Source organism: Cyclobacterium sp. SOCE241, assembly GCF_056867545.1.
In genome coordinates, this window is sequence record NZ_CP149779.1 from 4,105,053 (window position 1) to 4,121,448 (window position 16,396).

The 16,396-nt window shown below is 37.9% G+C and carries 14 protein-coding genes, 1 tRNA gene and 3 pseudogenes; 14 read left to right on the forward strand and 4 right to left on the reverse strand.

What is annotated here, in order from left to right; all coding sequences use genetic code 11:
• Positions 1-12: 12 nt before the first annotated feature.
• A pseudogene (deoC, locus tag WG932_RS20620) lies at positions 13-677 on the forward strand (deoxyribose-phosphate aldolase).
• Here deoC and WG932_RS20625 read toward each other — a convergent pair.
• Positions 643-1,845 (reverse strand): Na/Pi symporter, encoded by a 1,203-nt coding sequence (locus tag WG932_RS20625; RefSeq protein WP_483085233.1) that lies wholly within the window; start codon positions 1,843-1,845, stop codon positions 643-645. The pseudogene deoC and the gene WG932_RS20625 overlap by 35 nt on opposite strands.
• A 314-nt stretch (positions 1,846-2,159) precedes the next feature.
• On the opposite strand from WG932_RS20625, the pseudogene WG932_RS20630 reads away from it, so the two are divergent.
• The 4 genes and pseudogenes from WG932_RS20630 (at position 2,160) to WG932_RS20645 (ending at position 7,108) form a co-directional block, all read left to right on the forward strand.
• Positions 2,160-3,288 (forward strand): annotated as a pseudogene (locus tag WG932_RS20630) (hypothetical protein).
• 10 nt (positions 3,289-3,298) lie between these two features.
• A complete protein-coding gene (locus WG932_RS20635) occupies positions 3,299-3,742 on the forward strand; it encodes a nucleoside deaminase (protein WP_187770897.1) in 444 nt (147 codons plus the stop codon).
• 117 nt (positions 3,743-3,859) lie between these two features.
• Positions 3,860-4,465: a superoxide dismutase gene (locus WG932_RS20640; RefSeq protein WP_014019782.1), complete on the forward strand. Its 606-nt coding sequence runs from the start codon at positions 3,860-3,862 to the stop codon at positions 4,463-4,465.
• Between the two features lie 210 nt (positions 4,466-4,675).
• Positions 4,676-7,108, forward strand: a complete 2,433-nt coding sequence (locus WG932_RS20645; RefSeq protein ID WP_483088695.1) for a TonB-dependent receptor — start codon at positions 4,676-4,678, stop codon at positions 7,106-7,108.
• Positions 7,109-7,305: 197 nt separating this feature from the next.
• On the opposite strand, the gene WG932_RS20650 is transcribed toward WG932_RS20645, so the two are convergent.
• The 3 genes and pseudogenes from WG932_RS20650 to WG932_RS20660 form a co-directional block, all read right to left on the reverse strand.
• Complete coding sequence (locus WG932_RS20650) at positions 7,306-7,770, reverse strand: MaoC family dehydratase (RefSeq protein WP_014019784.1); 465 nt, start codon at positions 7,768-7,770, stop codon at positions 7,306-7,308.
• A gap of 87 nt (positions 7,771-7,857) precedes the next feature.
• Positions 7,858-8,340 carry a hypothetical protein gene (locus tag WG932_RS20655; RefSeq protein ID WP_014019785.1) on the reverse strand — a complete coding sequence of 161 codons (483 nt, stop codon included), beginning with the start codon at positions 8,338-8,340 and terminating at the stop codon, positions 7,858-7,860.
• A 185-nt stretch (positions 8,341-8,525) separates the two neighbouring features.
• Positions 8,526-9,424: pseudogene (locus tag WG932_RS20660) on the reverse strand (site-specific tyrosine recombinase).
• Positions 9,425-9,552: 128 nt separating this feature from the next.
• Here WG932_RS20660 and aroQ point away from each other — a divergent pair.
• The 9 genes from aroQ to WG932_RS20705 all read left to right on the forward strand — a co-directional run bounded on the left by aroQ (position 9,553) and on the right by WG932_RS20705 (position 16,221).
• Complete coding sequence (aroQ, locus tag WG932_RS20665; protein WP_149393035.1) at positions 9,553-9,987, forward strand: type II 3-dehydroquinate dehydratase; 435 nt, start codon at positions 9,553-9,555, stop codon at positions 9,985-9,987.
• Positions 9,987-11,048, forward strand: a complete 1,062-nt coding sequence (locus tag WG932_RS20670; protein WP_483085234.1) for an aminotransferase class V-fold PLP-dependent enzyme — start codon at positions 9,987-9,989, stop codon at positions 11,046-11,048. The genes aroQ and WG932_RS20670 overlap by 1 nt, the downstream gene beginning before the upstream one ends.
• 12 nt (positions 11,049-11,060) lie before the next feature.
• Complete coding sequence (locus tag WG932_RS20675; protein WP_014019789.1) at positions 11,061-11,639, forward strand: MarC family protein; 579 nt, start codon at positions 11,061-11,063, stop codon at positions 11,637-11,639.
• Positions 11,640-11,750: 111 nt separating this feature from the next.
• Positions 11,751-11,825 (forward strand) — tRNA-Pro (locus WG932_RS20680).
• Positions 11,826-12,157: 332 nt separating this feature from the next.
• On the forward strand, positions 12,158-12,688 hold the full coding sequence (locus WG932_RS20685; protein ID WP_014019790.1) for a PRC-barrel domain-containing protein: 531 nt from the start codon (positions 12,158-12,160) through the stop codon (positions 12,686-12,688).
• A 240-nt stretch (positions 12,689-12,928) separates the two neighbouring features.
• Positions 12,929-13,375 (forward strand): carboxymuconolactone decarboxylase family protein, encoded by a 447-nt coding sequence (locus WG932_RS20690; RefSeq protein ID WP_483085235.1) that lies wholly within the window; start codon positions 12,929-12,931, stop codon positions 13,373-13,375.
• Between the two features lie 592 nt (positions 13,376-13,967).
• A complete protein-coding gene (locus tag WG932_RS20695; RefSeq protein WP_483085236.1) occupies positions 13,968-14,963 on the forward strand; it encodes a glutaredoxin domain-containing protein in 996 nt (331 codons plus the stop codon).
• Positions 14,964-15,034: 71 nt separating this feature from the next.
• On the forward strand, positions 15,035-15,376 hold the full coding sequence (locus WG932_RS20700; RefSeq protein WP_483088696.1) for an NAD(P)/FAD-dependent oxidoreductase: 342 nt from the start codon (positions 15,035-15,037) through the stop codon (positions 15,374-15,376).
• A 182-nt stretch (positions 15,377-15,558) separates the two neighbouring features.
• Positions 15,559-16,221 (forward strand): peroxiredoxin-like family protein, encoded by a 663-nt coding sequence (locus WG932_RS20705; RefSeq protein WP_483085237.1) that lies wholly within the window; start codon positions 15,559-15,561, stop codon positions 16,219-16,221.
• The last annotated feature ends 175 nt before the right edge of the window (positions 16,222-16,396 follow it).

The window sequence follows — 16,396 nt, forward strand, 5'->3', positions numbered from 1 at the left end:
TTTGATTGACTAATGAAAAATTTAAATCGATATATTGAACATACGGCTTTGCATGCTGCAGTTGACGAGCAAGGCATTCAAACTGTTTTAGACCAAGCGAAAAAATATAATTTCAGGGGCGTTTGCTTACCTCCTTTTTGGGTAAAAAAGCCAAAAGGGAGCTATCGGATTTAGACATACAATTGGTAACCGTAGTGGGCTTTCCATTGGGCTATTCTATGACACAAACCAAAGTCTTTGAAACGAGGCAGGCCATTAAGGATGGAGTGGATGAATTGGATGTGGTTTGGTCAATTACCGGATTTAAATCCCGCATGAACTGGCCAAAGATTGAACTTGCTCAACTGGCTAAAGTTTGTCATGATGAAGAAAAATTACTTAAAGTAATTATTGAAACAGTTTTACTTAAGGAAGAGGAATTATCAGAAGCCTGCCATATTTGTGTAGATGCCGGAGTAGATTTTGTTAAAACTTCTACGGGATTTGCTGAGAAAGGGGCTCAAATTAAAACTATTAAACGCCTAAGAAATATTCTTCCTAGTCAAGTAGGAATCAAAGCAAGCGGAGGCATCAAGTCCCTCGAACAGGCAGAGGCAATGGTAGCTGCCGGCGCAGATAGAATTGGCAGCAGTAGCGGCCACCTTATAATGGAGGCTTGGCTGGATAAAAATCCGTAATCATCTTTACCTGCTCTCTTTTTTCACTTATTTCTTTATTTGCTGTTGGTTTACCTTCTACTTGATTAAAATAAATAAGGAAAAATGGGATAATAAAAAAGGTAAGTAAAATATAAGCAAAACCTATGGTTTTATTTAAGGAAGTTTGTTTGCCAAACTTCTTAGCCAATTTAACAGGAATTTCTCTCAACCTAGGAAAAGGAAGAAAAATCAGGTTGCCAACCAAATTAAAAAGTACATGCACGATGGCTACACTAATGGCCGCCTCCGTTTTATACAAAGCAGCAATTACAGCAGTAATCGTGGTACCTAGATTTGCTCCCATAATAAATGGAAATACTTTCCTTAGCGCGACTTTCCCTGTGGCAACTGCTGTAACCATCAGCGAAGTGGTCACGGTACTCGATTGAACTGCCGCTGTAAAAAAGACTCCATAGGCAAAAGACCTGTAGGGATAATTAAATATATGTTTTTTGATTTTCTTAAAGTTGGGAGTGATCAATGACTTGTAAGCTAGAGATGAAAGGATTTTAATGGACCCAATCATCAACAAAATGCCGGCAACCAATGCCAACAATGGCCATACTAAAAATGTATAAAGTTCATAACTCAAGGGTCTAAGGAAAAAACCATTCAACCCAATACCTTCCATACTAGTTCTTTCTTCCCATACAAACCAATGGGTCAGCCAGGCAGCCAGTTGACTAAGAACTCCAAAATATACTTCCAAGGGAAGCAAAATTATAACAGTAATGATATTAAAGATATCATGCAATACTCCGGCGGAAAGAGCTTTGCGAAAAGTTTTTCTTTTCAACACATATCCAAAAGCAACCAAGGTACTGGTTAAGGTGGTGCCGATATTGGCTCCCATGATTACAGGGACTGCCTGTGCGAGACTAAGATTTCCCGAAGCCACCAATACCACCACCATGGCAGAAATGGTGGAGCTGGACTGGATCAAGGCAGTGGTAAGCAAGCCAATAAAAAGTCCTACAAAAGGGTTACTTGTGGCAGTGAATAAAGCATTGGCAGCTTCATTATTTAATTCAGTTAATGAAAAGGTTAAAAAATCAATGGAAAACATGAAAATCAACAAGCCCACAATTATAGTGGCTACTGTAATCAGGTTTTTCATAAAAGGGTTGGCTTCAAACGCTTTTGTCATTCAGTAGTGGCTGTAGATTTTGCAAAGAATATAATTACAAAATACGGATAGAGTAAAGAGAATTACACGCTTTTTAAGTAAAACTTCTGTTAATATTGGAAAACAACAACTTAGAGCGAAATAATACATTAAAAATACCCCTTGTAGCTCAATAGGAAATAAAATATTTATATTTTTGAAAAAATACTTTTCTTCAATTTCCTATACAGGGTTCAACTTTACCATAAATTAATTCGGGACTTAACAATTCGGTAACATTATCCTTAATATTTCTTGTTTAATTTGCACCCGTATTTCAAAGCCGACAACTGCTTATGGCCAAACTTAAAGATCAAAACATCAACCAGGACGCACTATCAAAGGCGGCCTATTCCCTTTTGATTTCACAAAAAAGGAAAAATCTTTCCTTTTGATCATCTGCATTTTGGTATCCATTGCAGGAATCATTACTCCTTACACTTACGCAGCCATGTGGTTTGGCTTTGCTTTGGCTGCTTATTCTGCCATTGCCAATGACAGTATCCAAACCATTGGGACATTTATAGCCTCCAACCAGAAACAGAAATGGTATTTCTTGTGGTTGTTTATGGGTTTAATATTTGTTGGAACTGTCACCTTTAGCTGGTTTTATTACAACGGGGATGTAAGTTATCAACGCTTAAGAGTAGATGGTCTTGACAAAGCGCCGGAAAGTTTTGTATTCCTTCAGATTGCTGCTCCCATTGTTTTATTGGTGATGACGCGTCTAAGAATGCCTGTTTCCACAACTTTCCTTTTGCTCAATGTATTTACCTATAAAGCCGGCACCATTATAGGAGTGATGCAAAAAAGCTTTGTGGGTTATTTTGTAGCCTTTTTCTTGGCCATTATAGTTTGGTATGTATTGGAGAAATTTGTTACCAATTATCTAAAAGGAAAACCCAGCAAATTTTGGTATCCATTACAATGGATTACTTCGGGTAGTCTCTGGGCGGTATGGATCATGCAAGATGCTGCAAATATTGCCGTATTCCTTCCTCGAGAGTTAAATGCCTGGGAATTTTCCGCCTATACTGGGTTTGTATTTTTAGGACTTGGTGTTCTCTTTTATATGAAAGGAGATAAAATTCAAGGAATTGTCAATGAGAAAACCAGGGTTACAGACGTAAGGGCTGCTACCATAGTGGATTTCGTTTATGCAATTATTCTTTTTACTTCAAAGCTTACAGTCAAATGCCAATGAGTACCACTTGGGTATTTATAGGTTTACTTGGTGGTAGGGAATTGTCCATTGCCTTAGCGAAATCAAAAAAACTTAAAAAGCGCAAAGCAAGATTGGTACGGGCATACCGAATGGCCTCCAATGACCTTTTAAAGGCAGGCATAGGTTTAATTGTCTCACTTCTTTTGGCCTTAATTATCAATGAAGGCATAAGGAAAGAAGTATTTGGCTATATTTTTTAATCCGGTAGCATTGGAAATATTCACCGACGAATACTGGATGAACGAAGCCCTAAAACAGGCAAGAATGGCCGCTGAAGAGGGTGAAATACCCGTAGGAGCAGTAATCGTTGTAAATAATCGTGCCATTGCCAGAGCTTACAATCAATCTGAAAAGCTTACGGATGTAACTGCCCATGCAGAAATATTGGCCATCACTGCAGCATCAAATGCCTTAGGAGCCAAATACCTGCCCGAATGTAAAATGTACGTTACTTTGGAACCCTGTATCATGTGTGCAGGGGCTTGCTTCTGGGCCCAATTGGGAGAGCTGCATTTTGCGGCCTCAGACCCTAAACGAGGTTATTCTAATACAGATCCTGGCATTGTTCATCCAAAAACCAAGGTTTTCCAAGGACCATTTCAAGAAGAATCCACAAAATTGATCCAAACTTTTTTTAAAAATCTAAGAAATTAAAGATTCAAAGGAATAATAGAACCATTTTTGGAGATTGATGGTTTATAGATTAGGTTTTTTAATAAGACGAACCTACAACCATCAACGAAAACATTGTATAACCTAAAAAAGAAAAAAATGGCTTTTGAACTTCCCAGCTTACCTTACGAAACAAATGCATTAGAACCGAATATTGATGCCAAAACCATGGAAATTCACCATGGCAAACATCATAACGCTTATGTAACCAAATTAAATGATGCGATCAAAGGCACTGACCTTGAATCTAAAAGCATAGAAGAGCTGATGGAAAATGTTTCTTCTGCTCCTGCAGGAGTAAGAAACAATGGCGGTGGACACTATAACCACTCTCTTTTCTGGACCATCCTTTCTCCTAATGGAGGTGGTGCACCTTCTGGTGACTTGGCCGCTGCAATTGATGCAAAATTTGGTTCTTTTGATAAATTTAAAGAAGAATTTGCTAACGCTGCCGCTACCAGATTTGGATCAGGTTGGGCTTGGTTAAGTGTGAGTAACGGTGAATTGGTCGTTAGTTCTACTCCTAACCAAGACAATCCGGTTATGGATATTGCGGAAACCAAAGGAACTCCAATTCTTGGATTAGATGTTTGGGAACACGCGTATTACCTAAACTACCAAAACAGAAGACCTGATTATATTTCAGCATTTTGGAATGTTGTTAATTGGGATGAGGTAGCCAAAAGATATGCTGCAGCCAAATAATATTAGTTTTTAAAGATTTGATTAAGCCTCCTTTGTATTGCATTGGAGGCTTTTTTGTATCCAAAGCGAACATCAAAAGTGTTCGATTTTGAAACAGTCCCTCTCACCTAAAAAGGTGTAAAACAGCCTTAAAACATCTTTAAACCCTATTTTTTGGTTTTGGCACCCTTTTCCCTTTGGATTGATCGAAACAATTCAAGATTGGAAACCATGTACTTTACCAAATTAATTTTTACTTTCTCTTTTTTCTTCTTACTTGGCCTAAGTCATCTGGCCGCCCAACAAACTACCGTTTATAAAGTCATTGGGTCGGTTTTGGATAGTGAAGAACAACCGATACCCTTTGTCAATGTAGTTTTACTTGATATAAATAGTCAAGAGCTAATTACCGGCACCATCACCAATGATGCAGGGGAATTTGTGATTCAGTCTGACCGAGGTGATAAACTCCAACTTAAAATTTCCACTCTGGGGCATAAGGATTTTGTCAGTGAGGAATTCCAAATTGAGGGAGAAATAAAAAATTTCGGAAAGATAAAATTAAAACCCGATATGGCATCCTTGGATGAGGTAGAGGTTAGAGCTGCTCGTCCAAATGTATTGATACAGGCAGACAAAACTGTGGTGAATATCGAAGGGACAGCTATGGCAGAAGGAAACAATGCTTTAGATGTAGTAGGACGCTCTCCCGGGGTATATGTGGATGCAGACGGCAATATCAACCTTAATGGAAAATCCGGTGTTATGGTACTTTTGGACGACCGGCAAACTTATATGTCAGCAAAAGATTTGGCAGATTTCTTAAGAGCCATGCCCGCAGACAATATCCAAAGCATCGAGGTTATCAACAACCCACCAGCCAAATATGATGCCGAAGGAGCTGCAGGACTAATCAATTTGGTACTGAAAAAAAACACCTACAATGGAGTCAATGGCAACTTACACATAGGACACCAATACAATGGCATCCATACCCCTTCCGTAGGAGGAACTATCAATTTCAAAAAAAATAAATGGACTTCTAATGTAAGTTTAAATTATAATCAATGGGGAAGAAAAATGGAACTGGACCTTCTGAGAAGATTTCAAGTGGAAGATGGTCTCTCTATTTTTGATCAGAAGGCCAGAATGAGTCTAATCACCAAAAATTTATTCTTTTCGGGGGGAACAGATTATCAAATCAATGAAAAACATAGTCTGGGAATAAATCTACAAGCCTCCACGCAAAATGGAGATGATGGTGGAAACTCTTTCACCACAATTACGAACCCTCAAAGTACAGCAATTAACTATATCAATGCCTTAAACGATTCTGAGTTTGAGAATACCCGAATATTTGGAAATTTTCATTATATCGGAAAGTTTGACACTTTGGGAACCAAGCTTACCGCTGATTTCGATTATTCAAATATGGATGCCAGTAGTCTTATACTTCTGAACAATAGCTACTGGATAAATGATGATAAAGCCAATGAAGCCCTCAATAGTGTCAAGACAGGCAATGACATGGTCTATTCCATTTATACAGCCAAAACGGACTTTACCAAACCAATGGGTGAAAACAAAAGCTTGGAACTAGGGCTCAAAGGTAGCTGGGTAAAGTCAGACAATCTTTTAGACATAACGAAAAGAGAGGAGGAAGGCCCCTATCTTCCGGATGGCAACAGCAATCATTTTATTTACAAAGAAAATGTATTGGCCGCATATGCTTCGTACAAAGCTCCTTTGGGAAAAAAACTGGAATATCAAGCAGGACTCCGAGCTGAATATGCCAATATTGAGGGCAATTCAGTAACCTCAAACCAAGTAAATACTCAGGAATACCTCAACTTTTTTCCAAGTGTATACCTCCAACATAAACTAAATAACAATTACCAAATCGTTTACAATGTAAATCGAAGGATCACAAGACCCCATTACCGACAGCTCAATCCTTTTGTATTCTATATAGATCCGTTAACAACAGAGGAGGGCAACCCTAATCTAAAACCACAGTATGCCAATAATTTTGAAATGAACCATATTTACAAAGGTTCCTACCAGCTAGCATTGACTTTTTCTCAAACAGAAAATGCTTTCGGCCAAATATTGATTCAGGATGACGAAGAGCGTACAACCCTTATACAAATGCAAAACCTTGACCGTACCCAAAACTTAGGGCTTCGGGCCACCATACCTGTAGAATTTGCTCAATGGTACAGCACCAGTAATATGCTACAATTCAATGGAAACACCTTTCAATCTCAAATAGGAGAAGACCTGCTAGATGTGAAACAATTTTCATTTATGGCAAGGAGTCAACATAATATTACCTTACCCAAAGGTTTTAAACTGGAATTGGTAGGTATTTATAGAAGTCCTTTTCAGGATGGACAGCTTAAAATTGATGGCATGAGTTGGTTAGATGCCGGACTAACAAAAACCTTTAAAGACGAAAAATTAAGTCTCACAATTAACGGTTCAGATATCTTCCGAACGATGAAGTTTACAGGAGACATTAATTTTCACAAAATCAATACCGATGTCAGACAATACAATAGCATGCAAAGTGTACGTTTTACAGTGCGATGGAAGTTTAATAAAGGAGAAATGTTCAATGTATCCCAACGAAGTGGCAGTACCGAAGAAAGAAATAGATTGTAATAGTAATGATTAGGTTTTTTATAATGGTAAAAGCAACATCCTCTGGATGTTGTTTTTGTTTATACCTACACTAAATAAACTAATCTTAATATTCAACACCAGCAACAGAAATCCCCACCAAATCACTCATTGGTCTTCCAATTTTTAAATCAATCGGTCATTACCGAAATCAACTTTAAATGAATATCGGTAAATACCTACTGAAAATGATAAAGGAAAATTAACTGGGCAGCCAATGCAGGCTTTTTCTCACCTTTGATTTCGATTTTCACCTTCATTTCTGTTTTTATGGTTCCTCTGAGGTCACTGATGTTGGCTAAGGTCGCGTGCATTCGGATCTCATCATTTACCTTAACAGGGTTGGCAAACCTTAAATTTTCAATGCCATAGTTGACCATCATTTTAAGATTATTCACCTGTACGATCTGGTTCCAAAGAAAAGGCACCAATGACAAGGTAAGGTAACCATGGGCAATCGTTCCTCCAAAAGCACCCTCAGCTTTGGCTTTTTCAGGATCGGTATGTATCCATTGGTGGTCTATGGTGGCATCTGCAAAGAGATTGATTTGGTCTTGTGTTACTTGGTGGTATTCAGACACACCCAACTCTTTCCCTATATAATCTTGAAAATCTTCAAAGCTATTAATAATCAGTTTACTCATATATTTTTAGGTTTTAAAAAATGAAATTATTAAAACCAAGCGGATAATAAAACAAAAAATTAAAGAAAACTAAATTACTTATAATTCTTAACCCACCTGACGGGTTCTCTTTTTGTAATATAAAAAGCCCAAAACCATGCTGCTAACAAAAAATATAAGGGTGGTCCATTCATAGGTTCGCTTCTCCTTCAATCCGGATTGGATTTTTTCATCCTTGAGATTCAAGGCCCTTTTTAGCTTGACAATGTCCTCTTCAGCTTTTTGCGCAATAAACTTATAATCTTCTTTTTCGTAGCCTATCTCCGTGGTTTCTATGTCCTTCAACATCTCCAGCTCTTTGATAATTTGATTATCCTTATTTAGAATTCGAATCAACCATTCATTGGTGGCAGTCATGTCCTTTTTTGTCCGGTTACCGAATAGCCCAGATTTTTGTGATTCAGAGGCTTGCCATTGCTGATGCAATTGCTCCCTTTCAGTAATTAATTTTTTGAGCCGTTCTTGTCCACTAGCCTCCATTGGCAAAGTAATTAGCCAAATAATAAATCCTAAAAAGTATGCCGTTTTCATCTTAAGTCAGAAAATTAATTTCAATATTTTTTCAACAACCCCAACATTCAAAAAACATGCCTAAAGTATTTTAACTCTAGAGCAAAATGTCAATGTCCCAAGTTTTTTGTAAAGCTTGGCGAGACAAGTAGAGAAAACCTCCAAATCACATAAGTTATCCGTACCGCATTAGTAGGGTTGAACGGCTACTTTCCAGGCAGAAAATCATCTAAAACTTGTCGCAAATAATCCCTGTCCAAGTGTGTATAAATCTCCGTTGTTGTGATACTCTCATGTCCTAACATTTCTTGTACAGCTCTCAAATCTGCCCCCCTTCCACAAGATGGGTAGCAAAGCTGTGCCTAAAAGTATGAGGGCTCACTTTTTTATGAAGACCTGCTTTTTCCACCGTCTTCTTAATTATTAAAAATACCATTACCCTACTAAGCTTCTTTCCTCTTCTATTGAGAAAAACGTAATCTTCATGGCCTTTTGCAATCACCTGATGAGCCCTTATTTCCTTGAGATATATGCTTAGGTATTTGGTAGCAGATTTGCCTATGGGTACCAGACGTTCCTTGTTCCCTTTTCCTAATATTCTTAAAAAGCCTATGTCATCAAAATACTGACTTAATTTCAGGTTGATCAGCTCAGAAACCCTTAAACCACTACTGTAAAGCATTTCAAGCATTGCCCTATTCCTATGACCTTCCGGTTCACCCAAAGGAATCGCTTCAAAAATTTCCTCAATTTCCGCATAGCTTAATGTATCCGGCAAAGTGCGCGTCAACTTGGGGGCCTCTAATAAGTCTGAAGGGTTTTCTTCGATTTTATCTTCATAAAGCATAAACTTAAAAAAAGCTTTGATACCTGAAATTATCCGTGCCTGAGAAAATTCCGAAATAGAAAACTCTCCGAGGAGGTTTACAAATTGTCTCAAGTGATACAATTGCACCCTTTCCGGTAAAACTTCAGGAAAATTCTTCTCCATAAAGTTGGCTAACTTCTGTATGTCTTGCCTATAGGCTAAAATCGAATTCTCGCTTAGAGAGCGCTCAATTTTTAAGTAATAACCAAAAGCTTTTATTTCCTTTTCCCAAGACATAAAGTAAAATTAACTTATTGATGGTATTTAAATAATAGTTTTATTAAAAACATATCAATATCCAATTAAGTTGTTTTGCGATTGCTTAACTTTGCCCCTGTTTAATAGTCAATTAAATCCTCCAAACATTGAAAATCACGATCATAAACGGACCTAATTTAAATTTATTAGGAAAGCGAGAGCCTGAAATCTATGGAAGTCGCTCATTTGAAGATTATTTTGAGACTCTGGTAGAAAAATATCCGGACCTAGAATTGACCTATTACCAGAGCAATGTGGAAGGCGAACTGGTTAATAAACTTCATGAGGTGGGTTTTGAGCACGATGCAATCTTAATCAATGCCGGTGCCTATACCCACACTTCAGTGGCCATATCCGACGCCATTGCAGGCATCAACACCCCCGTTTTGGAAATTCACATTTCCAATATTTACAAGAGAGAAACTTTCCGCCACAAAAGCATAATATCCAAAGAATGTGTAGGCATGATCGCCGGCTTGGGATTGAAAGGCTATGAGCTTGGATTGAATTACTTTATAGATAATCAGAAAGAAAACGCATAATGGCTATACTCACTTTTGCACCGGGTCCATCAAAGGTATACGATAAATTACCGGACTATTTTCAAGAGGCTTACCAACAAGGCATCTTAAGTGCCAATCATCGCAGTGGAGTTTTTATGGATCTTTACAAGGATACAGAAAGGTTATTCAAAGAAAAGCTGGCTGTACCAGAAGATTATAAATTATTGTTTACCTCCTCAGCCACTGAAAACTGGGAAATCATCACCCAATCCTTGGTTCTAAAAGCCTCTTTTCATATTTACTCCGGTTCATTTGGAAAAAAATGGTTCGGTTTTGCTCAAAATATTATTCCTGAAACAGCGGCTTTGGTCTTAGACAAAAACGAAAGCTTAAAAGTAAATAGCTTAGAAATTGGAAATGATTTTGATCTTATTGCGATCACACAAAACGAAACATCCAATGCCACTCAAGTTACCAATGATACCATAGCTGCTATTGGCAACAAGTATCCGGATAAAATGTTGGCCATAGATACCACCTCATCCATGGCCGGAATATTTTTAGACTTTAGCCTGGCAGATATCTGGTATGCTTCCGTACAAAAATGCTTTGGATTGCCCGCAGGTCTGGGAATTTTGATAGTTTCTCCAAAAGCCATCGAAAGAGCCAAAGCGAAGGGTGAAAAGGGAAGGTACAATAGCCTAAATTTTATGCTGGAAAATGCGGCCAACTATCAAACTCACTATACGCCTAATGTATTAAACATTTATTTATTAAACAGGGTTTTAGCAGACCTACCTAATATAGCTAAAGTAAATGCAAAAACTGAAGAGCGGATGCGCATTCTGGAAGAGATTGTGGAGCAATCTCCAGCTTTGGATTTCTTGGTAAGCAACGAGGCTACAAGAAGTCGAACAGTATTGGGTGTTGGTGGTGAAGAAAAATTTATTAAACAAATAAAAGCTGAAGCTGAAGAGAAGGGAATGCAAATGGGGAGTGGTTATGGCCCATTGAAGCCAACCAGCTTTAGGATCGCCAATTTCCCTGCATTGAATGACGATGAGTTTGAACAACTAATTGCCTTTCTTAAAGCCTATTAAAATTAATCTGTGTTGTTTGATTTGAAGGAAATATTATCTGTTACATTAATTCTTTTTTCTGTGATCGATATTTTGGGATCTATACCAATAGTAATCAATCTAAGGAAGAAAGTGGGCCATATTCAAAGTGGTAAGGCCACTATTGCTGCAGGGGTTTTGATGGTGGCCTTCCTTTTGGTTGGGAAATCAATTTTAAGCCTATTTGGCATAGATGTAGAAGATTTTGCAATTGCCGGTGCCTTAATCATCTTTGCGATAGGAGCAGAGATGATTTTAGGCATAGAACTATTTAAAAACGATCCTGAAGCAAGCTCAACCAGTACCTCAATAGTGCCTATAGCCTTTCCTTTGATTGCTGGTGCAGGTACTTTAACCACCATACTTACCTTAAAGTCAGAATTTGGACAAGCCAATATTGCCATTGGCATCATTTTAAACCTTATCATCATCTATGCTGTATTGAAAAGTACACATTTCTTGGAACGAAAACTTGGAAAAACAGGCCTAGATATCTTGAGGAGGATTTTTGGAATTATCCTGCTTTCTATTGCGATAAAAATTTTCAAGACCAACCTATTTCCGGGATCATAAGGATGTCCATTTTAGGCCATAAAAAAAATTGAAAAAAATTTTAAAATAATCTTCATTCCTTTTTGATTTACTCAAATTTTATTTACTTTTGTCCTCCCAATAGGGAATAAACGGGGTGTAGCGTAGCCCGGTCATCGCGCCTCGTTTGGGACGAGGAGGTCGCAAGTTCGAATCTTGCCACCCCGACAAAGCCAGTTCATTGCGAACTGGCTTTTGTTTTTTCCGGCAAATTGTACCATTAAACTAAATTTTTTCAACCCGTTTTTATCCCCAAAAACCCTCCAAATACATTGAGATCTCGGCTAAACCTCAAAAAATGCCTCCTAAAAAACACACATAATCAAATTAAAACACCTCCATTTAAATAACATTTATATCATATAATAATCTTTAAACCAACCACTATATATTTTTAGAGAATATAAAAATATTTTATAGGATTTATCGAATATTCAATTTTTGGCACAACTCTTGAACCATTTAGGTCAAATGATTTTCTCATTAAACCAACTATTGAAATGAATAATCCAAATAATTTCCAGTTAAGAAGTTCAGAACTAATTTCACGCAATGTGAAGACGGCAAGGGATGAATCCGTAGGTTCTATCAAGGACATTGTTCTAAACACTTCAACATCCCAAGTAGACTATGTTGTATTGAAGGTGGACGAGGGGTTCTTAAACCTTGGTTCAAAATTATTGGCAATGCCTTTTGAATCGTTCAATTTTAACCCTCCACATGGAGATGCAGTACTCGTTAGAGAGACCAAAGAAACATTAGAAAATGCGCCGGGATTTGAAAATGACAATTGGCCAACAGGCCCGCAAGGTGAATTCTTACATACCATGCGAAGTTATTACAGTGCCGAAGATCGAAGTCTATACGGACGATATGACCTAGAAAACCGAACCATTTTCGATCATCAAGATCGTTTAGATGTTCGAGAAGACAGAATCAAAGAAAAACGCTCAGGAAACGGATTCCTAGAGAAAGACCGTAGGGGTGACAGGTCCTTCAATACCAGAAGGGGTGGAGATCCTGTAATATAATAAACTGTGCATGATTAAGTGCATAGAATATTGAAGCCAATCCAATATATGGATTGGCTTTTTTTATAGCAGAATTTTTAAAACCAAAACAGCGGACTTCAATTGAAAAGCTTTGTCAACTTTTTATTTCAAAAGGGAAAAATTGCCAAGCAGCAAGGCAATTTGACCTAACCTATACCGACGTAAATGCTGAATCTTTGTATTGTAATTATTCAACAAACAATTTAAAGACAATTAATTATGACAACTACAGCAACAGCATTCAACGTACCGACAAAATCTGAAGTATCTGAAAGCAACCAAGCAATCTTTGAACAGCTTGGAAAACAAATTGGCTTTGTACCTAACCTTTATGCTTACTATGCCAAAAATGAAACGGCCTTACCGGACTACTTGGCATTGCAGGGCAGAAAAACCACACTCAAAGCCAAAGAGAAAGAAGTGGTAAACTTGGTTACTAGTCAAATCAATGGCTGTAGGTATTGCCAATCTGCCCATACTGCCCTTGGTAAGATGAATGGATTTACCAATGAGCAGATTCTTGAAATCAGAGGCGGATCGGCCGGTTTTGATGATAAACTTGATGCATTGGTAAAATTCACTGCCGCAACGGTAAGCAACCACGGCAAGGTGCAAGAAGAAATTAAAGAAGCTTTTTTGCAGCAGGATATACTGAAGCTAATTTGATTGATGTGGTCATTCTTATCGGAGACAAAATCATGAGCAATTACCTTCACAACCTTGCAGGTTTTGAAATAGATTTTCCATTGGCTCCCGAATTATAAGTTTTAACAAGGGTTTTGCAATAGGTATTCCTTTCGAATATTGTTGCAAAACCTATTCTTTAAAACCTTGCAGGTCAAAATTCAAGATTAGGAGGTAATAAGAACAGCTGTAATTCCAATTTGGAAAGGATTGTTTAATTTCACTTCTAAAGAAACTTGGCAACTAAAGCATCAACGGAAAATTTTTTCGCAATGAGAGGACTGTAAACATTCTATTCCTATGTGGCCCTTTTAATACTATTAATAAATTTGGATGCTGCATCGGTGAAAAACATTTGACTTTCTGTAAATGAATAAAACAAGGAAAAGTAGTAGGAATAGGCTCCACTGTAATTTTTATTACGACCTTAAGTAATCTATTCATCACCCTGATCGTGTGGAATAGATTGATGACTTTCCGGTCAGGGGATTCTTTTAGCCAAAGACTTATCCTACCTAGCCATTTAAAGTATAGCGGGGGCGAATTATTTAAACGAAATTAAAATACCAAAGCAATGAACGAAATCACATTATATGGGGCAGATTGGTGTCCCGATTGCCTTAGAGCCAAAGCTTTTTTAAAGGAAAACAACATTGCCTTCAATTTTGTAGATGTAGATCTTGATGAAGCGGCTACTAGAAAAGTTGAAGCCATTAACAAAGGCAAACGCATCATCCCAACTTTGATAATCAATGGAAAAAGTTATACCAATCCTGACAATGCTACCCTTTCCAGTGTTTTGGGAATCAATGAACAGGCTAGGGTTATCCTTTTCGGTGCAGATTGGTGTCCGGATTGTATCAAATCCAAAACTTATCTGGTGGAAAACAAAGTTAACTTTCAATACATCAATATTGACGAAAACGAATGGGCCATTCCCATCATTGAGAAAATAAACAATGGGAAGAGAAAAATCCCTACTATACTAATCAATGACGATATCTTGGTAGAACCGGAAAACGAAGCATTGAGGATTGCGCTCAAATTAGATGAAGAAAAAATCACAAAGGTATTCGATAGCATCATTATAGGTGCAGGTGCAGCAGGCTTGACCACTTCAATATATGCCCAAAGGGATCGTTTCAGTACCTTAATCTTAGAGAAAAAAACGGTTGGAGGAAATGCCTTTTTAACTGATAAGATTGAAAATTACCCGGGTTTTACCTCCATCTCAGGCCCAAACCTTATGGCTAAAATGGAAGAACAAGCCCGTGTCTATGGAGCTATTATCAAAACGGGTGAAGAAGTTGTAAGCATAGAAAAGGCCGATAACCTTTTCAATGTTCGAACCAAAACAAACCTGTATCTGGGCCGATCAATTGTACTTTCCACCGGGTCAACTTATGAAAAACTCAATATTCCGGGTGAAAGTGAATTATTAGGGTCTAGCGTACATTTTTGTGCAACTTGTGACGGCGCTTTCTATAGAGACAAAGAAGTAATCGTCGTAGGCGGTGGAAACTCTGCCTTAGAAGAAGGAATATTTCTTTCCGGTTTTACAAAAAAGTAAAAATAGTCAACCGAAAAGCATCCTTCAAAGCATCCCAAACTTATATTGACAAACTACCAGAACTCGACAATATAACTGCCTTTTACAATAAAGAGTCTATTGCCTTGAATACAGACAAAGAGGGGAAATTTGCAGGGTTACTCGTTAAGGATACCTTAACCGGCAAAGAAGAAGTAATCACTGCCGACGGAGTCTTCGTTTTTGTAGGCCTAAAGCCAAATAACGGAAGTTTTAAAGGGCTAGTGGACATGAATGAACAAGGCTTTATCACAACGTCCGGGCTAGCCAAAACCTCAGTGGAAGGGATTTTTGCAGCCGGAGACAATCGTGAAGGAGCCATAGCTCAGGTGGCTGCTGCTACAGGTGAAGGTGTTTTGGCCAGTTATGGATTGAGAGCGTTTTTAAAAGGTTAACCTAAAACCACTTTAGAGCATTTTCTATCTACTATTTCTTTGGTCCTTTAGGGTCATATACTCTTAAGTAAGAGTAAATAAACGTTTCGGTAACTACCTAACCTTAACCTAATCAATTAAAATGTATTGGCATTGTTTTTGGCCGATAACATCTATAAAAGCTGAATAAAAACGAAGATACCATGACTGAACAAACTAAAACTACGCTACAACAAGACTTACAAGCCAAAAAAGATAATTTTAATGAAACAGCCCCGGAGGAAATAAAAACCATTTATAAGGCCGGGATAGATGATGTCAAAAACAATGACATAGTCAAGCAGGCAAAGCAAACAGGAGCGAAGGCACCTGATTTTTCACTCCCTAATGCCACTGGTCAACAAGTGAAATTGTCTGAAAAAATAAAAAATGGCCCGGTGATTTTGACCTGGTATCGAGGAGGTTGGTGTCCCTATTGTAATCTCACCTTGCATCACCTACAGCAATTTTTGCCGGACTTCCAAAAACAAGGCGCCCACTTGCTGGCCTTAACTCCGGAACTTCCCGACAATTCAATCAGCACTTCTGAAAAGCACAATTTAACTTTCGAAGTTTTAAGTGATATTGACAATCAAGTTGCGAAGCAGTATGGCATAGTATTTAAACTTACCGAGGAGGTTGCCAACGTTTACCAAGATAAATTTGACTTGCACGCTTACAATGGAAACGAAGACAATGAACTTCCTCTGGCAGCTACCTATATCATTGGTCAAGATGGCATTATAAAATATGCTTTCCTTGATAGCGATTATAGGAATAGAGCCAATCCGGAGGATTTGCTTGCCTTTTTAAAGTCAATGAAATAGGGAAATAGAGGGGTTGAACCCCACCCCATGAGTTATAAGGATTTTGGCGGTAGGTAGAATATCTTTCAATACCGTCAAAATCCATTATTGAATAATTAAAGATTTTTTACCCACAATATCGTATCAATTTGCAGGAGAATAAGTATGGATAAAATATAAATAAATACTGGAACAA